This window comes from Flavobacterium undicola (assembly GCF_009909155.2).
GTDB lineage: Bacteria > Bacteroidota > Bacteroidia > Flavobacteriales > Flavobacteriaceae > Flavobacterium > Flavobacterium undicola.
On the sequence record NZ_JAAAPM020000002.1, the window covers coordinates 140,082 to 165,779 of the forward strand.

The following is a 25,698-nucleotide window of genomic DNA, read 5'->3' on the forward strand; positions in this document are numbered from 1 at the left end:
AAACAGTTTCTTTTTGAGTTGTAGCCAGTCAATTTCTTTCTTTTTTTGAGGGGAAATTTATTTCAAAAGTTGAATTTATCATTTTTTAGGAATGTAATTTTTTATTTTTTAAAAACATTTTTTTTGTAATGTAAAATTTAATTAAATTATTGAAAATCAGTATTTTAAAAAATTATTTGATAAGGTTTTGTTTTGGTCTATAATTGACTTTGATAAGGTTTTGTTTGGATGTAAAATTCCGAATAGCAAAAAAATACCTTTAATTTTACTTGAAATTACTAATTAATTAACCAAAAACTTAGAAAAATGAAATTAACAAAATCGTTTATTTTTTGCGTTTTATCAATTCTATTCTCCATTTACGGGCAGGCTCAAGACCTTCCTATAGACGGAAAAGTATATGATGAAAACGGACTGCCCATTCCAGGAGTATCCATTTTAATAAAGGGAACTTCCAAAGCTACTGTTTCGGATTTTGATGGGAATTATCAAATAAAGGCCGCTTCAAAAGGGACTTTAGTATTTAGCTTTATAGGGTATAGTATAGTTGAGGAGTCTATAAAAGGAAGAACTCATATTGAGGTTAAACTTAAATCTGAATCACAATCCTTAAATGAAGTTATTGTTGTCGGTTATGGTTCTCAAAAGAAGAGTGTTGTTACCGGAGCAATATCCAGTGTAAAAGCAAAAGATCTTGATAAGGTACCCAACGGACGTATTGAACAATCATTGCAGGGTAGAGTTTCGGGGGTTACCATTGCAGCCAGTTCTGGTCAACCAGGTTCAAATTCAACTGTTCGCGTTAGAGGGGTAACTACTTTTGCCGGTAACGACCCGTTGTGGGTTGTTGATGGTGTTGTTGTAGATGCGGGAGGAATTGGATTTCTTAATCAATCGGATATTGAATCTATTGAAGTACTTAAAGATGCCGCTTCAGCTGCGATTTATGGAACACGTGCTGCATCTGGGGTTATTTTGGTTACCACCAAAAAAGGGAAATCCGGAAAAATGACTGTAAACTACAACGGATTTATAGGGACTTCATCACCGGAAAAGACTTTGGATTTACTAAACGCAACTCAGTATGGTGCTTTAATAAATGAAAAATCAGTTGCCGCCGGAGGTGCTGTTGTGTTTCCTAATTTAGCTGCTTTAGGTGTTGGTACGGATTGGCAAAAAGCTATTTTTAATAATAATGCAACACGTTATTCACACGAATTAAGTATTAGTGGAGGAAATGATGTTTCCACTTTTTATACTTCTTTTGGAATTCAGGATCAAGAAGGAATCGTTACTTCTGAAAATTCGAAATATAACAAAAAGAATTTTCGTTTAAATTCGACTCATAAATTATCTAAGATTTTCACTTTTGGACAAACATTTGGGTTTGCACATGTTAAATCATCAGGTATTGATGCAAATAATGAATCCAATGGTCCATTAATTTCTGCAATCAACCTGGATCCAATTACTCCTCTGGTTGAGATGAATCCCACAAATGCCTATTCAAATCCAAATGTCATTCGAGATGCTAATGGAAATCCTTATGGAATTTCAAGTTTAGTTGGTCAAGGAATGGTTAACCCTTTAGCCTATACCCAAATTAGATTGGGTGCATTTGGAGAGTCAAATGATTTTGTTGGGAATACCTATTTAGAAGCTACAATAACCAAGCATATTAAAGCTAGATCAACTCTTGGAGGTAAATTAGGCTATTGGGATTCACAAATTTTCACACCTGTTTATTATTTAGGGGCTACTTATAGTGTGTCTAAAAACAGTTTCAGTAAAAGTCAAAACAAAAGTTTTGCATGGAATATTGAAAACATAGTAACCTATACCAATCAATTTGGGAATCACAACTTAACTGTTTTATTAGGACAAGGTTCTTATGTAGATAATATAGGAGGAGGATCTACATCTAAAATATATGGGTTGCCTATTACAAATTATCGTGATGCCTCTTTCAACTTTGATATTCCACAATCTAACAGAGAAAGTAGTACATACGATTTGACAGAACATAAATTAACTTCTTTATTCTCACGTATTAATTATGATTATAAAGAAAAATACTTATTCACTGGAATTATTCGTCGAGATGGTTCAAGCCGTTTTGGAACCAATAATAAATTTGGAGTATTTCCTTCGTTCAATTTAGGATGGGTAGTAACCAAAGAAGATTTTTGGAAACAAAATGATGTGCTTAATACTTTAAAAATTAGAGGAGGTTATGGTGTTGTTGGAAATGATAATATTGGTGAATTCAGATATCTTTCTTTAGTTAATGGAGGCTACAATTATTCTTTTGGAAATCAAGGGGCAATTTCCAGTGGTTATGCTAACCTTACACTTGATAATCCTGACTTAAGATGGGAGGAAACTTCTCAAGCGAATATTGGTTTTGAATCTACTTTTTTCAATTCGCTTAATCTTACGGTAGATTTATTTAAGAAAAAAACTTCTGGAATTTTACGTTATATCAATATACCCGGTTATGTTGGAGTTGCATCAAATCCTGCTGGAAATGTTGCTAATATGGACAATAAAGGTATTGAGGTTGAATTAGGATATAAAAAGAAATTAGGAGGAGTGAATTTATCTGTTAATGGTAATGTTTCTTATTTAGAAAATAAAGTTGTTTATATAGCTTCTGATTCGAATTATATCACAGGAGACGCAGGTTATCCAACAATAGGACAGGTTACAAGAACACAAGTAGGGCAATCCTACAATTCATTCTACGGATTTAAAACAGCAGGTATTTTTCAAAATCAAGCTGAAATTAATTCCTATACAAATACTTCAGGCGGATTAATTCAGCCAAATGCACGCCCAGGGGATTTTCGTTGGGTTGACACAGATGGTAATGGTTCTATAGATGATGCAGACAAACAATTTTTGGGAAGCAATATTCCAAAGTATACTTTCGGTTTTACCTTGAATTTAGATTATAAAAATTTCGACTTTATGGTTTTTACCCAAGGCGCTGCCGGGAATAAAATTTTTCAAGGATTGCGTAGATTAGATGTAGGTGATGCCAACTATCAAACTATTGCATTAAGCAGATGGACTGGAGAAGGAACATCAAATGATTACCCAAGACTTACAAATAATGACACCAATGGCAACTTTGGCAAAATGTCAGACTTTTATCTTGAAAAAGGAGATTATTTGAGATTAAAATTAGTTCAGTTAGGATATTCATTGCCAAGTGATATGATTAGCAAAATTGGAGCTAGTAAACTGCGTATGTATTTAACTGCTGAGAACCTATTTACTTTAACTAAATATACTGGATATGATCCTGAAATTGGTGGAGGGGTATTTGGAATAGACAAAGGAGTCTATCCGCAAGCAAGAACCTTTATGCTTGGAGTTAATTTACAATTTTAATACTAAATCAAGAATTATGAAAACGATAAAATTTAAATATTTATTTATTGTAATAGCAATGATTTCCTTAGGGTCTTGTTCTGAGGACTTTGTGGATATTACACCAAAGGGATCTTTCCTTTCCGATAATTATTATGCTGACGAAGCACAGGCAACATCCGCTCTTGTTGGAGTATATGATATAATCAGAAAAAATTCAGGCAGTTTTGAAAATATGATTGCCGTGATGAACGCAGGTTCAGATGATCATTACGCAGGTGGTGGTAGTGCTACAGACGGAGAGGGAATTCAAGCTTTCTCTAAACACAGACTAACTTCAATAAATGTACTAAGACCTTTTTGGACTGACCATTATCAAGGGATTTTCAGAGCTAACACTTTGCTTTTAAAGTTACCGAATGTTGCTATGTCTGATAATCTGAAAGCCAGATTTGCTGCTGAAGCAAAAGCATTACGCGCTATCTATTATTTTAATTTGGTACGAATCTTCAAAAATGTTCCATTACTATTGGATCCTTTGACTGCAACTAACATGTATAACGTAGAGCAGGCTGCTCCTGAAGCAGTTTATGCTCAAATAGAAAAAGATTTATTAGAAGCTATAGCTGTTTTACCAACAACTGTTCCCGTTGCAACAGATGGTGGACGTCTTACGAAATGTGCTGCTCAGGCAATGCTAGGAAAAGTGTATTTGTATGATGGCAAGAAGGCTGAAGCTGCCGCTGTTTTGGCTCAAGTAAATGGTACACCAAGACAAGCAAATCAATACGGTAATAAATTGTTGCCCAATTACAATGATTTATGGGTGTTTTCAAACAAATTTAATGCGGAGTCACTTTTAGAAGTATCTCATACAAATGCCAGTAATGCTGATTGGTGGTTTTGGGGTTCCGGTATGGATGAAGGAAATACATTGAATGTTATGGTAGGGGTTAGAAATTACTCAAGAACTTCAGGTTCTACAGCCGCAGATTTGGCACCAGGATGGAGTTTTGATGTTATCACACAAGATTTGTACGATGCCATTAAAACAGACCCAAGATTTGGAGCAACAGTATTTGACATGAAAGCAATAAAAGCAGCAGGTCAGGCAGATTATGTTGCAGGGTACCAAGATACAGGCTATTTCTTAAATAAATTTATGCCAAGAAATTCGGATAAAACTACTGGTGGTGGAGCGGTAGAGATAAATTACCAACAGAATTCATATATAATTAGACTTGCAGATACTTATTTAATGGAAGCTGAAGCATTGGGTTCCGGTGCAAGAGCACAGGCTTTATTGGATGCTGTAAGAGCAAGAGTTGGTTTGCCATCTGTTCCCGTTACACTTGCGGCTATTAAAAACGAAAGAAGATTGGAACTTGCAGGTGAAGGACATCGATTCTTTGATTTAGTAAGATGGGGAGATGCTGCAACTAAACTAGCAGACAGAGGATTTGTTAGTGGTAAAGATGAGATTTGGCCAATACCAACCAGTGAGCTTCAAGGAACTAAATTGAAACAAAATCCTGGATATAATTAGTAAAAGATAAAACCATGAAAAAAATAAAATCTATTTTCAGCTTTGTACTGCTACTGGCTGTTACTATAAGTTGTACTGTTGAAGGAATTAATAAAGATACCGCTCTTTTGGGGGCTGATTCGTCAGCGAATCTCAGTAAAATATTTGATATCAGTAATGATAATTCTGGAAATGTAAAGATAACTCCAACAGCTGAGGGAGCGACTTCGTTTCAGGTATTTTATGGAGAGGGTTCTGGATTGCCGGTTACAGTAGCTCCCGGATCAAGTACTACCCATGCTTATCCAGAAGGGAACTATACGGTAAAAATTATTGCCAATTCTCTTACTGGCGCTAAAACGGAACAAACATTTCCATTAAAGGTTGTCTATAGAGCACCTGAAAACTTAGATGTTACTACATCTTGGGAAGTGAGGGTAAAAGCTAAAGCATTATATGCTAAATCATTTTTAGTATATTATGGAGATGTAGCGAATGAAGTTGGTACACCAATGGCTATAGACCAAGAATTGCCACCTCATACTTACCCCGCAACTGGAGGGCCATTCGTCTTGAAAGTAATAGCTCAAAGTGGTGGTGCCGCAACTACCCAATGGACAAAAACATTATTTGGATTGCCTATAGATTTTGAAAGCGGTGCAGTAGATTACTTTTTTGGAACTTTTGGTGATGTGACTTTTTCTAAAGTGTCAAATCCAAACGCTAGCGGTTTAAATACAAGTGCTACTGTCGCTAAATATACTAAACCTATTGGAGCAGCTACATGGAGCGGTACTTATAGTCCATTGAATATCCCAGTCAATTTTGCTTATGGAAAAAAAATCAAAGTTTTGGCATACAATCCAAATCCGGCAAATATTGGTAAAAAATTAAATATTGAATTTGAATGGGCTGTAGATGGAACTCCTGGAAATGGGATTGCAGTACTAAAAGTGCCATTCACTACTTCTGGTGCTTGGGAAGAAATTGTATTTGATTATGGCACTATTTCAGGAATACCTGCAGGGGCTAAATTTACACAACTTGTTTTGCGCTACAATGATTCGGCTTCAGGAGTTGGGGAGGTTATTTACCTGGATAATATTAGATTAACAAATTAAAATAAAACTATGAAAACAAATATAAAATTCAATTTTGGAGTTTTCCTTGTGTTGCTTCTAACATTAAGTAGTTGTAGTAAGGAAGAGTATTCGTTAGGCGATTTAACCCCTCCGTCAAACATTGTTGTCAACACAGAAGTTATAGGACAGGATGCAACTCATCCAAACGGTGATGGTTCAGGGAGCGTAAAAATTTCTGTAACAGGAGATGATGCTCTTTGGTATAAAATAGATTATGATGCCAGTACAGCAGTAGATTTAGTGAATTTACCTAATAATGGTACCATAACCAAAAAATACTCAACTCTTGGAATAAATACTTATAGAATCACTGTGGTAGCTTACGGTAAAGGAGGTTCTTCTACAAATGTTACTAAAGAAGTTACGGTAAGAAGTGATTTTACTGTTGATCCCACAATTGTTACAAAATTAACGAACAATGCATCAAAAACATGGATTGTTGATAAAAGTGTACCGGGGCATTTTGCTACCGGGGCATTCGATGCAGAAACGTTTTATCCAAATTGGTGGTCTGCCGGAGTAAATCAAAAAGTGGGTGAAGCTGATTGTTTATATGCAACTACTTTTACTTTTTCTAAAGTCGCAGCTTCAGGAACGTATTCCTTACAAGTAGCCACACCACTAGGTGCATTTACACAAGGAGGCTCTTCGACAACTCTTCCTGGAATTCCATCGGGTGGTGAAGGATGTTATTCTTATGCAGGAGCTACATCTAGTTTTAGTTTCGTTCCAGCATCTTCAGGAGCACCTGTTGTTCCATCTAAATCTGAAAATTCCCCATCTACTCAGGTAAGTATTTTGTTAGCAGGTGTTAATACGTATATAGGAATTGGATCTTCTCAGAAAGAATATGAAATTCTGGTCTTAACACCAACGTATATGTATATCAGAGTAGGAGCAACAGAAGCTGGAAGGGCTTGGTATTTTAAATTAATACCGGCATCTTAAAAAACATAAATTATACCCAATACGAGCTACAAAAATTAACAATGATAATGCTCACACAAAACTTTGGTTGATAGTTTGGTTAAGTTTGTGTAGGTGGAATGGCCCATTCTCTTTTGATTATGGGTCATTTTTATAAAATAATTTTTTAATTAGAATAACAATATCACACAAAAAGCTAGTGTAATTAAACATTCACTCTTTAATCTTAATTAAGGATAAAATAGTGTTTTGGAGTACGGCTTTTTTATTTTTTTTAAATAACAAATAATAATACTGAAATTTATGTTTAGGAATATTTTAAAAAATAAATTATTAATAATAATTTATTGTACAATGACAGTGGTAACTGCTAATGCACAAGGTAGTAATAACTCAAAATCCATAGAAACTAAAATAGAAAGTATAATTTCCTCATTAACCATAGAGGAAAAAGTGGCAATGTGCCACGCGCAATCTAAATTTAGTACTCCGGGAGTCGAAAGACTTGGTATTCCCGAATTATGGATGTCTGACGGTCCTCATGGGGTTCGCGGAGAAATTAATTGGGATAATTGGGGATATGCCGGATGGACAAACGATTCTATAACTGCATTTCCTGCATTGACTTGTTTAGCAGCAACATTTAATCCTAATTTATCTAAAGATTATGGAATAAGTATTGGTGAAGAAGCTCGTTACAGAAAAAAAGAAGTGTTATTAGGACCAGGCGTAAATATGTATCGATCCCCTTTAAATGGTCGAAATTTTGAATATATGGGAGAGGATCCGTTTTTGGCTTCGAAAATGGTAGTTCCATACATTCAAGGTGTACAGCAAAATGGGGTTGCAGCTTGTGTAAAACATTATGCACTCAATAATCAGGAATTATGGAGAGGTCATATCAATGTTGAAGTAAGTGACAGAGCCTTACACGAAATTTATTTACCTGCATTTAGAGCTGCAGTTGAAGAAGGAAAGGTCTGGTCAATCATGGGATCTTATAACCAGTATAAAGGTCAGTTTTGTGGGCATAATAACATATTATTAAATACTATACTAAAGAAAGATTGGAATTTTGACGGCGTTGTAATATCCGATTGGGGTGGCGTACATGATACAAAACAAGCGGCTCTTAATGGTTTAGATATAGAAATGGGAACAGGTACAGATGGTTTAACATCATCTACGAAAAATGCTTATGATTCCTATTATCTGGCTGATCCTTTTTTAAAATTACTTAAAAGCGGCGAAATTAAGGAAGAAGTTGTAAACGATAAAGTTAGAAGAATTTTACGACTAATGTTTCGTACCAATATGAATCCGAATCGTCCTTTTGGAAGAATGAATAATCAGGAACATATAGATGTTGCCAGAAAAATTGCGGGTGAAGGCATTGTGTTATTAAAGAATGAGGCTTCATTTTTCCCAATTGACGCTTCAAAAAAAATAACAATTGCAGTTATTGGCGAGAATGCTACAAAACCAATGACAGTTGGTGGTGGTTCATCTGAATTGAAAGCCAAAATGGAAATATCTCCGTTAGATGGACTGAAAAACCGATATAAAAACGCAACTATAATTCATGCAATGGGTTATGCCTCTGGTCCTTCGGCCTATGACAGGGTTATTCCTTCAGAATTAGATTTAAATAAACTAAAACAAGAAGCTATTGAAGCAGCTTCAAAAGCAGATATTGTATTGTTTTTTGGCGGACTGAATAAAAACCATCTTCAAGATTGTGAAGGATCGGATAGAAAAGAGTATAAATTGCCGTTTGGACAAGACGAATTATTAAATGAAATTTTAAAAGTTAATCCAAATACAGGAGTTGTATTAATAAGTGGAAATGCTGTTGAAATGCCTTGGATTTCCAAGATCAAAGCCTTAATGCAAACTTGGTATTTGGGTAGTATTGCCGGTGATGCGATTGCTGATGTGATTAGTGGAGATGTAAATCCTTCAGGAAAACTGCCTTTTTCATTTCCTAAAAAATTAAGCGATAATGCGGCACATTCTTTTGGAGAATTGAGCTATCCCGGAGACAGTATCAATCAATACTACAAAGAAGATATTTTGGTTGGTTACAGATGGTTTGACACCAAGAAAATTAAGCCCTTATTTGCTTTTGGAGAAGGACAGTCTTATACAACGTTTGAACTTTCTAAATTGAATACAGACAAGAAAGAATATGTAAAAAACGAAGCCATTTTAATTTCAGGAAATGTTTCTAATACAGGAAAAAGAGATGGTTCAGAAGTAGTGCAAGTGTATATTGGAAAACTCAATTCTAAAGTTAAAAGAGCTGAAAAAGAGTTGAAAGGTTTCCAAAAGATCGCAGTTAAAAAAGGTTCAACCGCTGCTGTTTCAATTTCGATTGATGTAAATAGTTTGAGTTTTTATGATGAATCTATTTCAGATTGGAATCTGGAAAAAGGGGATTATTTAATTTATATAGGGAATTCATCAAATACTATTTCGAAAAAAATAAAAATAACAATCAAATAATTAAAGATAGCATATTGAATACTTACTTATTCCTTATGAGTTTTAAATAGTGTAGCATGAATCACAGGCAAAATGCAAAATATTATGTGACGGCACATTAAAAATAAAAATATAATATGAAAGCAACAATTTCCGTGCTGATTTTACTAATTTCATTTAGTATATATTCTCAGCAGAAAGGCAAAATACAATCGAAGCCCTTCTCAACAAAAGACAAAACAGTTAGTGTTTATACTACAGCAGATAACACAAAATTAAGATTGACACTCACAGATAAGTTAGTTCTCACAGCGTCTAAACAACCTTTAGAAAGTGAAGTTTCCGTTTTTGTTGAGCCTAAAAAAACCTTCCAAACCTTTTTGGGTATTGGAGGCGCAATCACCGATGCCAGTGCCGAGGTTTTTGCAAAATTGAGCAAAGACAAGCAACAAGAACTTGTTAATGCCTACTATGATAAAGAAAAAGGAATTGGTTATTCATTGTTAAGAACAACTATTCACAGTTCTGATTTTAGCAGTGAAAGTTATACTTATATCAAAGAGGGGGATGCTGCTTTGAAGACTTTCAATATCGACCATGACAGACAATATCGTATTCCAATGATTAAAGAAGCCATAAAAACTGCTGATAAAAAATTAACAATTTATGCATCACCATGGAGTCCACCTGCTTTTATGAAAAGTAATAAACATATGCTAAAAGGGGGAACATTACTACCGGAGTATTACCAGTCTTGGGCAAATTATTACACAAAATTTATCAAAGCGTATAAAAAAGAAGGAATCCCAATTTGGGGGCTTACCCTTCAAAATGAGCCTATGGCAGTTCAAACTTGGGAATCTTGTGTCTATACCGCTGAAGCTGAAAGAGATTTTTTAAAAAACTTCCTTGGGCCAACGATGAAAAAAGAAGATTTGGGAGATAAAAAAATTGTGGTTTGGGATCACAATCGTGATTTAATGAATCAGCGGGCAAATGTTATTTTTTCAGATCCGGAAGCTTCAAAATATGCCTGGGGAATGGGATTTCATTGGTATGAATCTTGGACAGGTGGAGCACCAATGTTTGAGAATGTCCGTAAAGTTAAGGAGGCTTATCCAACTAAAAATTTATTGTTCACTGAAGGTTGTGTTGAAAGTTTTGATGCCAAGAAATACCAATTTTGGGCAAACGGAGAACGATATGGAACTTCCATTATTAATGATTTCAATAATGGAACGGTGGGCTGGACGGATTGGAACATCCTTTTAGATCAAAACGGAGGTCCAAATCATGTGGGTAATTTTTGCTTTGCGCCAATTCATGCTGATATCAATTCAGGGGAATTGATTTATACACCTTCGTATTATTATATAGGTCATTTTTCGAAATTTATTCGTCCTGATGCTAAAAGAGTCAGTACAGCTGTGAGCAGAAGCAGTTTATTAAGTACTTCATTCCTGAATACAGACGGAAAAATGGCTACAGTAGTAATGAATCAATCTGATAAAGAGATTACGTATAATTTGATCATTGCTTCAGAGAAAACTGTGGTAGTAATTCCTGCACACGCTATTCAGACATTAGTTTATTAATCATTTTTTTTTTGATGGCTTTAGTCAGCACAGTTTTGAATGAAAATAATAAAATCTCCTTGTAAAAGCCAAAAGCATCAAATTCAAACCGCTATGGTCAATATTTAAACGAAAATTATATTATGATGAAAATTAATTTAAAAAATCCTAATAATCTAAGAACTGCTAAATTGATAGCTTTTAGTTTAGTCATCAATCTTTGCGCTTTTACAGGTTTTGGACAGCCTTATGCCAATACATATGTAAAAAACAACTTAGTTGAGCAGAATCTTTATATCGGGATGGCTATTGACACCTCTTCACCTCCCGACTTTGTTGAAGTAAAAGAACGATTGCCGGAGCCTTTTTGGAGTGTTAGACCTGATGTGATAAAATGCTATTGGAGAACATGGAAAATAGCTTTTTCAAATCTTAAACAGGTCAATAAAAGTAGTGGTTTTGTTTCACCATTTATTGATCCGGCCTTTAATGGGAATATTTTTATGTGGGACTGTAGTTTTATGACCATGTATGGCAAATACGCCAAGTCTGTATTTAATTTCCAAAATACATTAAATAACTTTTATGCAAAACAACATAGTGATGGGTTTATATGTCGTGAAATAAGAGGCAGTGACGGCAGCGATTGTTTCGAACGCTTTGACCCTTCCAGCACCGGTCCTAATATTATGCCATGGTCGGAATGGGAGTATTTTTTAAATTATAATGATACCGATAGATTGAAAAATGTTTTTCCAGTACTTCTGGCTTATTATGAATGGTTTCATACCTATCGTTCCTGGCCTGATGGAACCTATTATTCAAGCGGATGGGGTTGTGGAATGGATAACCAACACCGAATGGACAAAAACTTTAACGCAGCATGGAGTCACGGATTTTTGTCATGGATTGACACTTCATTTCAAGAAGTTTATTCGGCAAAAATACTTATCGAAATGGCCAAAGTACTGGGGCGTGAGAACGATGTTATTGAGATTAAAAATCAAACTGACAAACTCTCCAATCAAATAAATAATTATATGTGGGATGAAAAAGATAAATATTATTTTGACCGATTTAAAAATGGAGAGTTAAGTAAAACTAAAAGTATAGCATCCTATTGGGGATTATTAGCGGGTGCAGTTCCGGAAAATAGAATAGATGATTTTGTTAAACATCTTCAGGATACTACAATGTTTGCACGTAAACACATGATACCAACCCTATCAGCCGATGACGCAAATTTTGATCCCAACGGGGGGTATTGGAATGGATCCGTTTGGGCTCCTACCAATTATATGGTATTACGTGGTCTTACTAAATACGGTTTCGATTCGTTGGCCTACCAGATAGCCATTAATCACTTGAATAATGTTGTGGAAGTATTTGACAAGACTGATACTCTTTGGGAAAACTATGCCCCAGACAAAGTGCAAGGGAATGACCATTCAAATTTTGTTGGTTGGACTGGTTTAGTCCCAATTAATGTATTATTTGAATACGTATTTGGCATACGTCCTAATGTGCCAAATAATGAATTATTAATTGATGTGAACTTAACTGATGAATATGGGGTTAAGCATTATCCTTATGGTGAAAATGGAAACATTGACATACAATGCAAAAAACGAAAAAATACACTGGAGAAACCATCTATGATAATTACTTCAAATGTGCCACTTAAATTAATTGTAAAATGGTCGGGAGGGAAATTTGTTAAAGATATTAATGTGGGAAAAACAATTCTTAAATAATCTAAAAACAAGCATCAGGGCATAATTACAGCACATAAAGCATCCCTGGTGTAACATTAATATTTATCCAAATTAAAAAATATTTTCTCTAAAACACTCTCTATTATTAACTTATAATAATCTAAAAACGAATGACTTCTGAAAAATCAAAAACCCAATGGGGGCAATTTATCCCTTTAGCAACCGTGTTCTTCTTTTGGGGATTTGTTGCAGCGAGTAATGACATATTAATTCCCGTATTTAAAAAAGCATTTGATTTGACCCAAGGTCAAAGCCAATTTGTATCGATTGCATTTTATATTTCCTATACGGTAGGTTCCTTAATCTATATGGGAGTTTCTTTGTTACTTAAACAAGATTTAGTCAATAAAATTGGCTATAAAAATGGACTGGCATTGGGGTTGGCAATTTCTGCTCTTGGAACATTGTTATTTTATCCAGCTGCCAATATTGGTTCTTATCCTTTAATGCTTGCTGGTTTATTTATTGTTGGTTTGGGATTTTCTTTGCAACAAACCGTTGCCAATCCATTGGCAATTGCTTTGGGACCAATAAAAACAGGATCTCAACGATTGACATTGGCGGGAGGAATTAACAATTTCGGAACCACCATTGGCCCCTTAATAGTAAGTTTTGCTATTTTTGGTTCTTCTGTATCCGGAAATACTGAATTGAGTGTAGAAAGTATTAGAATACCTTACTTAATATTGGGATTAGCTTTCTTGATTGTGGCAGTTTTGCTGAAATTTTCATCCTTGCCGGAACACCCTGAAACAATTGAAGAATCTACAGCTGATGCTACTTCTTCCAAAAAATCCGCTTTATATTACCCTCAACTGCTTATGGGAATGATTGCCATTTTTCTTTATGTAGGCGTCGAAGTTTCCACAGCCAGTAATTTACCGGCTTATATGGAAACCGAATTGGGGTTTGCCATTGGTGATATCGCTCCTTATATTTCATTGTATTGGGCAAGCTTAATGATAGGCCGTTGGACGGGAGCTGTAGAAGCTTTTACTGATGTTGTTAGTGTTCAAAAAATGCTGCGGTTCATTGCCCCCTATTTGGCTTTTGGCGTTTTTTTAGTTGTAAATGCTATTGCTAATCATGATTTAACTCCATTTTACATTTACGGATTAATTATTCTGGTTTTGATTGCTGCCGATATGGCCAGTAATGGAAATCCTGCCCGAATGTTGCTGATTTTTTCTTCTCTGGGAATTGTAGCCTTGTTTACTGGAATAGGAACAACTGGAATGGTAAGTGTTTATGCATTCACAAGCGTTGGTTTGTTTTGTAGTACCCTATGGCCTTGTATTTTTACTTTAGCAGTAAGTGGATTGGGAAAACACACCAGCCAGGGAAGTAGTTTTCTTATTATGATGATTTGTGGTGGTGGAATTGTTAGTTGGTTGCAGGGTTTTGTATCTGATAGCATTGGTATTCAAGCTAGTTATATTGTTGGTGTTTTATGTTTTTCTTATTTGGGTTTTTATGCCTGGAAAGTAAGTGGGATTTTAAGACGTCAAGGCATCGATTTTGATGCCAAAATCAGGAGAGGGCATTAAGAAAACTTCAATTTACAGGAAATTCCCGGGGAATTTTTCTAATTTAGTGACCCTCTTTTTGCTAAAAAAGGCTGAAAAAAAACAGGGTCACTGTTCTTTGATATAATATGTGTTTTTTGACACATTGTAAAAAACAAAAAAGCCTTTAAATACTAGTATTTAAAGGCTTTTGACTTTTAAAGTTTCTTTTGAAACTTCTACTGGCGGAGAAAGAGGGATTCGAACAAAACCGTCACATCCCGCTTTTATACTGCATTTCTAATATTTTCTAACTGTTGCGCCACGATTCTGCCATCAGGATTTTCGCTATTTTTATAAATATTGAAAGTTCTAGATTGGTTTAAATCCGTTTAAATTGACGTTATAATTCTGAATTAATTTAAAGACAAAGGTACAATTTTTTAGGATAAATAGTTTTATGTACAACGATATTAACTATCACCGATACTTTTACTGCAGTGGGAGGTTTGCATTTTATGAGTTTAAGCGGCATAGGTCTGGGTGCTTCCTTTTTTCTGATTGCTGCTTATGGGAACAGGGCAGAACAGATAAAGAAAGCCTAGTAAACTAAATGCATCCCTCTCTTTTGTTGACTTATGGACAGTTAAATTTGATTGCTGTTTTTCAGCATCATTTTTCTTTTAGCTCAGCAATCTTTTTCTGGAACAAAGAAGCGTCGTTAATGTCATCTGTTGTAAAATAACCAACCAGTTCATATCCCGGACGCGCTTGTACTTCTTTTGATAATACATCAACAAAATAAAATTGTGGAAATTCGGTATTGTAAATTAAAGGATAGCCTACGCCTGATTGGGGGTTTTTGATATTTTTACTAAATAAAATAACTATTTGTTCAAAGTTATTTTCCTTGAAGAAATCACAGATTACAGAATTCATTGTCTTATATTTTTTGTTTTAAGTCTTTATCAGATTTCAAAGTAAAGACTTTTAATCATAACAATAAAAATCTTTTTAATCAAAGCTTACTGAAAAGCACAGAACATCATCTGCAGTATTAACTGTATAGATGAAAAGTCGCTTTCATGCCCTGATTTAATTATCTTTCTAAATACATCCTGGACATATGCTTTTTCGGAAAGTTCTCCCTGATATTTATTTTCTTTTTCAATGTATGCTTTCCAGCGGACGGGAATATATTTCCCTTCTTTAAGAAGTACGTTACTTCCGAGATACATTTCTATACCGCAGGCAAGTCCGTTAATATCCATTTTTTTTGTTCCAGCAGGACTAATTGTGGGATATTTTTTTACTGATTTTAAATCTGGGTACTTCAGGACTTTGAAATTAGCACCCAGTCTAACAGATAAAAGCCTTTTCATTTCCAGAATTCCGGTCGTGTCATTATCAAAAAGGACCAGTATGGGATGCTTAATATTGGATGCAGCAAGTGAAATGACAAATTTTACCAGAGCCGAAGCATTGCTTTCAACTTTGAAATCGTCAAAATTCATAAAATGATAGTAGTGGTACAGATGCGGATAAAGAAACTGAAGAGAGCTGCTAATGAACTCGACATCTGTCCTGCCTTCAGTCAGTACAATTATTTTTTCTATAGTGATATCAAGAGCCTGCGTTTCGTTTACCCATCCGTTACCAATAACCTCTGACAAATCGTATTCGACAATGGCATCATCCGGTATTACGCTTAAAATAGAGTATAATGATGAGGTATATGGCTGCCCGACTATAGAGAGTTCACCAGTTATAAGGCTGTCAGTAATATTGCCGTACAAGCCATTTACAATTACGTCTAAATCCCTATTTCTGCTGCTTATTATTGTTCCTATTTCCTGTAGGTATTTTCTATAGGACAGTTTATGAATCGGATAACCATAAAATCCTTCCTCCTTTGCAACTATCCGTGCGGCTTCAAATTCTTTTTTAGCTTTGGAATAGCTTATCCCATAAATCTCAAGGCGCTGTCTGCAAACTTTCGCCGTTTGGCGAAAACCTTTGAAAGTATATGATCCTTTTTTCTGCTGTTGCTCGTCACCCCAGACTAATACGTTCAAACTTGAATTTGGACGCTCCTCCGAAACATAGTCCTGTGGTAAAAAAAGAAGGTCTACTGCTTCCTGAGCATATGAGTTCTTATATTCAAAAATTGGATAGTCATTAAAGGTTAAGCACGAGAATGATCCCATAAGCGTTTTTTAGTTTTAAAATTATATGTGGGGAGCAGGCGGTGCTAACAGGAAAATGGTTGGAAATTTTATAAATTCCTCTTGAATATCTTCCCTATACGATTTTCTCATTGACGCACCATATGCTTGATAATTTAGTAATTTGGATTGTAAAGTTAATGATTTGTCTTAAATTTAACTCTGATAAAAAAGAGATACGAACAGGTAGATTTACCTGTTTGGTCTATGTAAAAACTTTTATACTTTGTGGTAATGAGCAGGCTTTAGAAAGATACATTTAACGCTATAGCTCAAAATTGAAGCAATCAGATAATATTAATTCCCGACACATATGCCGTTAAGCCGAGGTAGAAAAAACAAGAAAAAAAAAGTAGCTCCCAAAAGAGCTAAAAAAAACCACGAGGAGTTTGTTATACCTGGCGGAAAGATAATAAGAGATGGAAAAAACCTTTTCTCAAAAACAAACAGGACAGAAAAAGAACAGGAAGATCTTTTAACAGCAATCAGGGAATCCCGCCCTGAAATGCTGAAAAAGCTTCAGGAATACATCGACAGGGCTATAGAAATATTTTCTAGTTATGATAGGATTAAGCTCCTGGGGATGATAGCGTTCAATATGATGTTGAAACATGATGACCCTGATGATGACGGAGCCTGTGAGCTGGCGATGGAATACGGGCAGAGTTTTGCAACTGCTGTACGAGAAATTTCCAGTGATGAACCTACTGGGGAGATCGGCAATGAGGTTATAGGATTGTTATATAATATACGCAAACTGTACTCGCAGTATGTTATGACAGAATCTGCGGAAAAAAATATTCCAGAACTGGAGAACAAAATGCGTTATAAAACTATAACCGAGTCACTCTACATGCGCGGCAATGGATATCCACAGCATATTTATCAGGTTTACAAGGAACTCTTTGAAGGCCATAATCCTTTTCTGCTGGAGAAGTACGGTTTTTCATCTCAGGATATTTTAGAAACATTTTTGCAGCTGGAAGATTCATTTGCGGCCAGGGCATCCTTTCCCGGTGACAAATTTCCGCCTCGTGCGGCATTTAACCGTTTTAGAGACTGGCAAATTTCCAAAGGCTATACAGATTTCAGTACGGATGACCTGGGACCCCTTAAACAATTTTTAGCTGATAATCCTGATATCCCCGCCAGAGATAATAGACCGTGTAGCTTCTTGATAAATGATATAGCAGAGATAGAACCGCTTTACAGAATCAGGTACAGAAAACCTGTTCATCAGAAGGTGGCGGAGGCATTATCGATCAAATTTGGGGACAATACAGAATTTCTCAACCCGGCTTTCAAAGGACTACCTTTAAACGACAGCCTGTCAAACATGAAACCCATTATTAGCGACAATGGAGAGAATTATCTTTTTGCCTTCAATCTTTTAACACGCAATCTATTCACTATCACAGAAAAACTGCTTTTAGATGGGGATAAGCAATACTACAATAAAAAGTTTTTGGGCAACAGTTCTGCTTTTTCAAGAGATAATTATCTGGAAGCGGCAGCAACAAGGCTCTTTCAGGCCTTTATCCCAAATTCGCAGGCAAATCCTAATCTCAAATACCGTCCCGGACAGAAGGATGAGAGCGGACATCTTATCGAAACAGAAATTGACCTGCTGCTGGAATCAGAAAAAGCGGTCTATTTGGTAGAAATGAAGGCAGGGGGCCTTGCAGTCCCTTCGCGACGTGGCGCATTGAAAAGCCTTAAAAAGCAGCTTGCAGATTCTATAGGTTATGGCGCCTATCAGAGCTACAGGGCTTACCGTTATCTGAAAGAAGACCCCAATGCGGTGTTCTACAATAAGGAAGGGATCACAGTACCTATTGATGTCTCAAAAAAAATATTCAGAATTACAATCACACTGGAGCAGCTGACAGGATTTCTTTCAAGCCTTGATGATCTCCAGATTCTGGGAATAGTGGAGAATAATGTCCAGTTTGCATGGACCCTAAGCCTTTTTGATCTCATGATATTTTCTGAAATTCTTGAAAATGAATACGATTTTATCGATTATCTGGAACAGCGTATTGAATTGTATTCCAACACGGCGGTTCATGTAGACGATGAAATTGATTTTTTGGGCCAGTTTCTCGATACCGGAAAGCTTGTCGACCACAAACTACTAAAGAAGGCCGACTCCTACAGGCTCAACAAGACTTCAGGGGATATTGACAGGTATTTTCTAAAAGGAGGAGAGAAGCCCAGAAAAAAAAGGAAATAGGTTTACACAAATATTTTGACAGGTTAAATTAAAGCATAGCAGGATTATGATACTATACGGAACAGATTTGATACAGACGCTGAGGAAAGAATTCGACAAGGCTGAGAAGCGGATTTACATCGCAGTGCCTTTTATCGGAGGCTGGGAATCCGTAAAGAAAATTATGGGTACGAAGTGGGCAGGCAGTAATGCTGTTGAAATGAAAATCCTTACTGATACTGCTAATGATGGATTTATTGATCCGGTAACCATCAGGCAATTTCTGTACAGGGGAGAGGTAAGATCGCTCCGGGGGCTGCACGCCAAAATTTATATTATAGACAATTCGGTATTTTTAACTTCAGCGAACTTAACAGGAACAGCGTTTTCAAAAAGATATGAAATTTGTGAATTCTTTTCCATTAATGATAATCATGAAATTGTAGATGTTTTTAAGCAATGGTGGGCAGCGTCAAAGAAAGTAGATACGAACTGGCAGCCCAAACATGTTCCGAAGGAGCCTGGTAGTGAAGAAGGGAATATCTCGGGACTTAAGAAGCTTTGGGATCTGCCTGACGGCGTGGTAAAAGTGCGTAATTTTAAAGATTATCAGGATAACATAATCCAGTATAATCATTTCCTTAAGCTTTATCTGAGCGATAAGGAAAGGTTAATCCGGGATGTTTCGGCCTACCATGAACTTGATGCTTTTTTCGATTACCTATTCCATTCTGATCCGATTACTCCCTCAAAAGTACACCTTGCCGAAGAAAAACGAAATTTGACTGATATCCAAAGAATGTCAGAACTTCAGCGGTATAAAAGCAAATTTAAGAGATTTCTAGAGGCAAATCCAGGCCGTCAGAATTACAGGAGAAGGGTCGAATTAATCCAGGAAAAACTAAAACTTAAAGAAATCGCAAACCTTGACAGGAAGTCACTGCCAAAAGTGATCGACTGCCTTCATCCAATGGAAAGCTATGCATTGAACAGGTATCGATTTTTAAATCCTGACAACAATAAACTTAAGACCATCAGAGAAGCATTTAAGATTCTGCTTCACGATGGCAGACCGATTGAGGAGCGAATGGAACTGTGTAACTCATCCTTAAATTATTTTGGAAAATCATGTATAAAGGAACTTGCTGCCTGGTATTACCCGGATCAATACCCAATTATGAACCGTAATACAAACAGCAGGATGAAATTTTTCGGCTATGATATTGATACTTATTAGATATCTATTTTTCTAAAGTTTTTTAGATCCTGCAGTCTGCCACGAAAATCTGATATAACGGTTTTAAGTTAAAAGGGTTTTGTAATTTCTTAAAATATAAAATGCATAAAAGACCGAATTTACATTGGCAGCATCGAGTTTCTCACTCATATCCATCACATTTTTGAGATAATAATCAAGCACAGCCCTGTCTTCATTTCCAATATACTTATCCGCATGCCACATCAGTGTGATCTGTACGCTGTTGTATAAGACATCAATAAACCAATCGTATTTTTCATTGCTGACCAAGGCGGCTCCGAAATCTTTCTTATCTATGAAATCGCAGTGCACCAGCAAAAGGTTTGACGTTATAGGGAATATAAATGAAGGATAGTCGTTGTTGTCATCGCTATATTTAAGTTCTACAAATGGGTTGTCGGTAGCAAAAAGAGGTTTTTGGAAACTTATCAAAAAAGTATTCTTAAAAACTTTAGCATACTTTTCGCTATTGCTGAAAAGTGCACCAGAGAACAGAATCCTTTTGTATTCCTGTGAGATTTCATCACTGAGCAGATCATCCACACTGATCAATTCCTGATCAATAGTCCCAAAAAGATTGAAATCTTCAAATGTGATTTCTTTTTTAAGGTCATTCACTAAAGGGTCATTTTTAGGCACCCTCCATTTGATCAGGTATCCGAGAAAAATTAATTTGCGCAGGGTCTCTACTTTTAATCCCCTGCCTGGAAGCGCCTCATCATCAATAACCTTTTTTATTGTTTTGACTAAATCGTTATCAAGTATACCGTACATTTTTTCGATCGCATCATTCTTTTCTCCATCGAATTCAAAATTGTTGCGGTTCCATTCAAAGAAAATGTTCTTTGGATATTTAATTTTTATATTCTCGTAATCTTTCTCATTTGATTTATCATTTACAAAGATCTGCCCTTTCTCGTTACAGAAGTTTTTTATATAAAAAACCGGGATATAGTGATGTTTTTTTGATTCGCTGCTCATTTTCAGTTATTGCTTTTTACAAAGTTGTACCATATTCAAAGGGTCGGATACTGCCAGCTTTCACCTAAGTTCATCAACTTGATTCCACTTCTGGAAAACAGGTTTCAAATTTAGCAACTCTTGCCAGAATTGATAAAGGTATAAATACCTAATCATAAAAAAAGCACCGTTAGGGTGCTTTTTTTTGATAATCTTTTAACGGAGTGCCAGATGTCCGATAGGCTCCATTATCTCATCAATTCTTTTGCCGAGGTTTTTATGATGGCACTGCATGTATTTCCTTCTGCTGCCGCAGAAACAATCAGTCCTTTCAGCCCTTTTTCCGAGAATAAGACCGTAGATAAGTGCTGCTTCCTGATGCAGAGCATTTTCTGCTTGCTCAGTACCTGCCGCGACGGCCAGCATATCATCATCAACCCTGGTTGAAAACCTGCGGTTGAACTCACCGATAGCATTCAGCGCAGTTATCCAGTCATTTACCAGTGGATTTGCAGTGATGTTAAGCCTTACATTGTCTGTGTCCCACTGCTTGTCCACCGGCGTGTTGTCTGAGATAAAGATTACGGTATCATAACCTGCAGGATGAGGTGTCACACATACAAGGTCACCGTTTTCATCTTCCCATACGGCATGCCTTTCAGCTTCGATGATAAGCCCCTGATTGAAATGCACTGACCAGCCGTAGTGTATGCTTCCGTTGTCAAGTTTTATTTTTTCCACGACGTTTGCATAACATTGTTGTTCCTTTGATACGCTTTCCAGTATTTGAACTGGTATTATTTCATACGGGAATTCAGCGTTCAGCTTTTCTTCGATTTTTCCGATTTGCCCTTTCTCAAGCGGCGTAAGTGTTTTTCTTACCATAATAAATTTGTTTTTCTTCCAATATAAGTATGGCGGTTCCTGAAGTAAATGCTAATATGTTATTATGGTAAAATATTTTTTAAAGAGTGATTTTAGTATTCAAAATATGGTGTTAGAGTGGTATCCCCAATTGTGAATTGGAGAGGTTCTGTGACATTCAGGGCAGAATGCATCAGGCGGGAATAACGGACTCATGGCGGCAGCTCGCCTGTTAGAGCAGAAGGGGGGCGGGCTGTAAATTTTGAAATATTGAGAAAAAATCCCCTTTCGGCTGTGAGACCATTTCGAAGGAGCTGCCAGAGCAGGCTGCACCCGAGCTGTGCCAAAGCCCCATTGATGAACAGATGGATAAAGATGGATTTTATAGAAGTGAATAGAAGCGACAAGTTACTTCATCTAATCATGAGAAGTTAAATTGATTATGAAATTCCTCTATTGTCAAATTGCCTAATGCAGAATGTCTCCTATGTCTGTTATAGAAATTCTCTATATAGCCGGAAATAGAGTCTTTTGCATTTTCTTTTGTGGAGTATGTGTTATGGTAGACCAGTTCGGTTTTCAACGTTTTGAAAAAACTCTCTGCCACAGCATTGTCAAAGCAGTTTCCCTTTCCACTCATACTGCGGGTTATCTGACCTGTACCTTCAAGTAAAGATAAAAACCACAGACAAGCATACTGTGTTCCTCGGTCTGAGTGAAAGATCAGTTTCCGGTTGCTCTTTAAAGGACGGTTCACTATCGCATTTTTAAAAGCCCTGATGCTGGTTTCTTTTGCTTTTAGGTTTTCGCTTAAAGACCAGCCGATAACTTTGCGGTCAAAAAGGTCTATTACCAAGGTAAGATAGAGCCATCCTTCGTCGGTTTCTATATAGGTTATGTCGGAAACCCATACTTCATTGCAGCGGGATGCTTTAAAATCCTGCTCCAGTATGTTCTGGGCCGTAAGATATTTAGAAGAGGAATTTGTGGTTTTCCTAAATTTTGATTTTGCGATGCTGCGCAGATGGTTTTCCATCATAATTTTGGCGACAAAAGCTCTGGAAACTTTGATGCCGATTACCGAGAGTTCTTTGGCAATTCGAGGACTTCCGTATCTGCACTGGCTCCAATGGTAGATTCTTGTAATTTCGGCGATGACAAAAACTTTGTGTGCGGCCCTGCCGGAAGACAGCCTTTTCAGCCATTTGTAATAGCAGCTGGGAGTCGCCTGAAAAACCCGGCACATCTTCCCGATGGGAAATCTGCCTTTATTTTCTCTTATAAACTGGTATACGGCTCGTCTGTCCCGGTGAAGGATTCCGGCGCCTTCCTGTAAAATATCCCGTTCGATGCGGATGTTTTTAATCTCCTTCCGAAGTCCGGCTGTTTCCTTTCTGTCTGGATTCGGGCCGCTTCTCTCATACAGGGTGAGCTTTCCGTTCCGAAAGAGGTTTTTCCAGTGCTGTAGGCTGTTTTTGTTGATCCGCAGTTTCTCAGCGGCGAGCCGCACGCTTTTATGCTCGATGCAGGTCTTCACGGCCCAGATTTTAAAGTCAATGCTGTATTTTTTTCGGCTCTTTTCCATCCTGTTAAAAGTTAGTTTCGTCATTCTGCCAAGGGGCAGTAAGAATCATAACGCAGATTTTTGCAGCTTTAACTTGGCTTAAACAGATTTCGCCTTAACTTTTTGTGGCACTTTTGGAGGGAACTCCATTTACGCACAAGTAGATAGTGTGAGTGTAAAAATTAGTGAAGATCAGAAAAATTATGAACAAGAAAAAATACGTTTTGATACAAAGATAATGAAGGAAAATCCAACGCAACAAAATATTTTAAACTTTGTAAAGCAAAACGATTTACAAGAAATAAAAATGCAACCTTCTGTAAAACAACTCAACAAAGGTTGGTATCAAGCTGCCAAAGTACAATCTATGAAAAGTCAAACTACGACTACTGTTAGCCCACAAGTAATTACCACAAAAGCGGTTATTAAGTCGATTGTAGAGGGGAATGAAGGAATAGCAGCGGCATTAATTATTGATCCTAGTGAAGATGGCGATTACGCCAAAAACAGTAAACGATTAAATGGTCCTTCGCAATATGATAGTCGTATTGAGCTTTTTCAATTGGATCCTAATATTTACTGGCAATTTGCTATTTTTCAGAAGAGTGAATCTATTGGCATGATTGTCGAGAAAGAGAAGTTACATCAGGTAGCTAAAACTATATATAAAATAGACACTTCGCAAACCATGGGTGGCACTTATAATTTATGCACATCCGAGGCTTTTTGTAAGCAACCTATTATTGGGGTAGGTACTGCTGTTATTTCTTCAGAAAATTCAATGATTTCGGCTAAGCATGTTTTTGAAAGATCAATTACCAATTATGTGGTGATTTTTGGTTACCGAATTATACAATCGGATGGAATGGTAGAAGAATACTTTGATGCCGAGAATATTTATTATCCTAAAAAAATAATGCATCAAGATGAAGATTTAGATGTGATTGAATTTGTAGTAGACCGTAAAATTAATCGACCAGTTTTAGAATGGGAAGATTCATCATTAGCATCTAAAAAAGAAAGTGAATGTCTACATGATAGGACATCCTTCAGGATTGCCTCTAAAAGTAGCTTTAAATGCATCAATTGAGGATACTAGCAATCCGTTGTATTGCTATACTTCACTGGATAGTTTTCAAGGTAATTCTGGATCTCCTGTTTTTAACTTTTATTCTAATAAGGTTATCGGTGTTTTGGTGGCAGGTGAAGTCGATTATAAATATAATGGTAACTGTTATTACAGCTCTGTATGTAAAATTCCATATTGTAAAGGCGAAAAGGTAATTCGAATGGAAGAGATAATTAAAAATTTTAATCAATAAAAATAAGATAATTTAGAGAAACAGTGTTACTTCTTTATTAATTCGATTAGTTGTTTTTTTTTATTGAATTTCAATAAGACTTTTTGAATAATCAAATGATCTCTAAAATCCTTTTTTATCTTGCTGTAGAAAGAGAATAAAGATATTCAATTGCTTAATTCAAATTGTAGGTAGATTTTAAATAGTACGATTTTATATGAAATATCGTTAACAAATAAAAAATGGAAAACCCTTTTGAAATTATTCTAGAGAAATTGAACAGTATTGAACGAGCAATTGAGAAACTAAGTATTGTACCTAATGAAGAAGTAGATGAATTTATGACTGTAGAGCAAGTTTCCAGTTTTATTGGTTTATCGAAACCAACAATTTATGGATTAACACACAAACGGAAACTACCATATTACAAAAAAGGAAAACGATTATGTTTCAAAAATCAGAAATTGTGAATTGGATAGCCTGTTCAAGAGTAAAAACAAAACAGGAAATTGAACAAATGGCTAACGAATATATTTTTTAAATTAAGAAATGATCTAATGTAAATCATTTTCAATTTTTAAAAAAAAAGACATTTTGTATTGAGTTATGTCCAATTTTCGGTGTATTTTATTAATTGATAAAATTTTAAGTGGATTTAATTCGATTGAGTTAAAAGCAGTTAACTAAACGGTTTAAAAATTTATCCGTGAATTATCCGTGAATAAAAAAACCTAATCTATTGTTTTGTAAGTGATTATGGTTTGTTTTTGTAGCAAAGACGGGAGTTAACCCGTGACTTTAGGTTTATGAATCGTATGGTTTATCTTTTGAATATGGGGTAGTGTTTTGATTTTTAAATAGTTGTTGTGTTTTTTATAGCATTTTATTTGGTTTTTATCATGTGTTTTCTTTGCTTGAGTGTTATTTGTTTTTTTGTCTAAAATAAAGCTCATTTTGATTTTCAAAAAAAACTATCATAGATGCAAATTATGATTATTTCTTAACTT

General features: G+C 35.9%; 18 protein-coding genes. 13 read left to right on the forward strand and 5 right to left on the reverse strand.

Features of this window, described 5'->3' with window-relative positions:
* Nucleotides 1–306: 306 nt before the first annotated feature.
* The 8 genes from GTZ96_RS01905 to GTZ96_RS01940 all read left to right on the forward strand — a co-directional run bounded on the left by GTZ96_RS01905 (nucleotide 307) and on the right by GTZ96_RS01940 (nucleotide 14,349).
* Nucleotides 307–3,396, forward strand: a complete 3,090-nt coding sequence (locus tag GTZ96_RS01905; protein ID WP_161640894.1) for a SusC/RagA family TonB-linked outer membrane protein — start codon at nucleotides 307–309, stop codon at nucleotides 3,394–3,396.
* 16 nt (nucleotides 3,397–3,412) lie between these two features.
* Nucleotides 3,413–4,921: a RagB/SusD family nutrient uptake outer membrane protein gene (locus GTZ96_RS01910; protein ID WP_161640895.1), complete on the forward strand. Its 1,509-nt coding sequence runs from the start codon at nucleotides 3,413–3,415 to the stop codon at nucleotides 4,919–4,921.
* A 14-nt stretch (nucleotides 4,922–4,935) separates the two neighbouring features.
* Nucleotides 4,936–6,021, forward strand: coding sequence for a hypothetical protein (locus GTZ96_RS01915; protein WP_161640896.1), 1,086 nt, complete (start codon nucleotides 4,936–4,938; stop codon nucleotides 6,019–6,021).
* A 9-nt stretch (nucleotides 6,022–6,030) separates the two neighbouring features.
* The gene (locus GTZ96_RS01920; protein ID WP_161640897.1) at nucleotides 6,031–6,990 is read left to right on the forward strand and encodes a hypothetical protein; all 960 of its coding nucleotides are present in this window, start codon (nucleotides 6,031–6,033) and stop codon (nucleotides 6,988–6,990) included.
* 333 nt (nucleotides 6,991–7,323) lie between these two features.
* Nucleotides 7,324–9,474, forward strand: coding sequence for a beta-glucosidase family protein (locus GTZ96_RS01925; protein WP_235972826.1), 2,151 nt, complete (start codon nucleotides 7,324–7,326; stop codon nucleotides 9,472–9,474).
* A 116-nt stretch (nucleotides 9,475–9,590) separates the two neighbouring features.
* On the forward strand, nucleotides 9,591–11,048 hold the full coding sequence (locus GTZ96_RS01930; RefSeq protein ID WP_161640899.1) for a glycoside hydrolase family 30 protein: 1,458 nt from the start codon (nucleotides 9,591–9,593) through the stop codon (nucleotides 11,046–11,048).
* 122 nt (nucleotides 11,049–11,170) lie between these two features.
* On the forward strand, nucleotides 11,171–12,781 hold the full coding sequence (locus GTZ96_RS01935; RefSeq protein WP_161640900.1) for an MGH1-like glycoside hydrolase domain-containing protein: 1,611 nt from the start codon (nucleotides 11,171–11,173) through the stop codon (nucleotides 12,779–12,781).
* A gap of 131 nt (nucleotides 12,782–12,912) precedes the next feature.
* Entirely contained in the window at nucleotides 12,913–14,349 is a 1,437-nt protein-coding gene (locus GTZ96_RS01940) for an MFS transporter (protein ID WP_161640901.1), read from the forward strand.
* A gap of 630 nt (nucleotides 14,350–14,979) precedes the next feature.
* On the opposite strand, the gene GTZ96_RS01945 is transcribed toward GTZ96_RS01940, so the two are convergent.
* Both GTZ96_RS01945 and GTZ96_RS01950 read right to left on the reverse strand, forming a co-directional pair.
* The gene (locus tag GTZ96_RS01945) at nucleotides 14,980–15,246 is read right to left on the reverse strand and encodes a hypothetical protein (protein WP_161640902.1); all 267 of its coding nucleotides are present in this window, start codon (nucleotides 15,244–15,246) and stop codon (nucleotides 14,980–14,982) included.
* Between the two features lie 86 nt (nucleotides 15,247–15,332).
* The gene (locus GTZ96_RS01950) at nucleotides 15,333–16,514 is read right to left on the reverse strand and encodes a HEPN/Toprim-associated domain-containing protein (protein ID WP_161640903.1); all 1,182 of its coding nucleotides are present in this window, start codon (nucleotides 16,512–16,514) and stop codon (nucleotides 15,333–15,335) included.
* A 331-nt stretch (nucleotides 16,515–16,845) separates the two neighbouring features.
* On the opposite strand from GTZ96_RS01950, the gene GTZ96_RS01955 reads away from it, so the two are divergent.
* Both GTZ96_RS01955 and GTZ96_RS01960 read left to right on the forward strand, forming a co-directional pair.
* A complete protein-coding gene (locus tag GTZ96_RS01955; RefSeq protein ID WP_161640904.1) occupies nucleotides 16,846–18,765 on the forward strand; it encodes a hypothetical protein in 1,920 nt (639 codons plus the stop codon).
* Nucleotides 18,766–18,811: 46 nt separating this feature from the next.
* Nucleotides 18,812–19,981 carry a phospholipase D family protein gene (locus GTZ96_RS01960; protein WP_161640905.1) on the forward strand — a complete coding sequence of 390 codons (1,170 nt, stop codon included), beginning with the start codon at nucleotides 18,812–18,814 and terminating at the stop codon, nucleotides 19,979–19,981.
* A gap of 63 nt (nucleotides 19,982–20,044) precedes the next feature.
* Here GTZ96_RS01960 and GTZ96_RS01965 read toward each other — a convergent pair whose 3' ends face one another.
* The 3 genes from GTZ96_RS01965 to GTZ96_RS01975 form a co-directional block, all read right to left on the reverse strand.
* The gene (locus GTZ96_RS01965) at nucleotides 20,045–20,983 is read right to left on the reverse strand and encodes a DUF4238 domain-containing protein (protein WP_161640906.1); all 939 of its coding nucleotides are present in this window, start codon (nucleotides 20,981–20,983) and stop codon (nucleotides 20,045–20,047) included.
* Between the two features lie 195 nt (nucleotides 20,984–21,178).
* Nucleotides 21,179–21,847: a hypothetical protein gene (locus GTZ96_RS01970; protein WP_161640907.1), complete on the reverse strand. Its 669-nt coding sequence runs from the start codon at nucleotides 21,845–21,847 to the stop codon at nucleotides 21,179–21,181.
* Nucleotides 21,848–22,247: 400 nt separating this feature from the next.
* The gene (locus GTZ96_RS01975) at nucleotides 22,248–23,411 is read right to left on the reverse strand and encodes an IS3 family transposase (RefSeq protein ID WP_161640908.1); all 1,164 of its coding nucleotides are present in this window, start codon (nucleotides 23,409–23,411) and stop codon (nucleotides 22,248–22,250) included.
* A 148-nt stretch (nucleotides 23,412–23,559) separates the two neighbouring features.
* Between GTZ96_RS01975 and GTZ96_RS01980 the strand changes: the two genes are divergently transcribed.
* The 3 genes from GTZ96_RS01980 (at nucleotide 23,560) to GTZ96_RS01990 (ending at nucleotide 25,161) form a co-directional block, all read left to right on the forward strand.
* A complete protein-coding gene (locus GTZ96_RS01980; protein WP_161640909.1) occupies nucleotides 23,560–24,480 on the forward strand; it encodes a hypothetical protein in 921 nt (306 codons plus the stop codon).
* Nucleotides 24,425–24,712 (forward strand): trypsin-like serine peptidase, encoded by a 288-nt coding sequence (locus tag GTZ96_RS01985; protein WP_181033121.1) that lies wholly within the window; start codon nucleotides 24,425–24,427, stop codon nucleotides 24,710–24,712. The genes GTZ96_RS01980 and GTZ96_RS01985 overlap by 56 nt, the downstream gene beginning before the upstream one ends.
* A gap of 221 nt (nucleotides 24,713–24,933) precedes the next feature.
* Nucleotides 24,934–25,161: an excisionase family DNA-binding protein gene (locus GTZ96_RS01990; RefSeq protein ID WP_161640910.1), complete on the forward strand. Its 228-nt coding sequence runs from the start codon at nucleotides 24,934–24,936 to the stop codon at nucleotides 25,159–25,161.
* Nucleotides 25,162–25,698 lie beyond the last annotated feature (537 nt).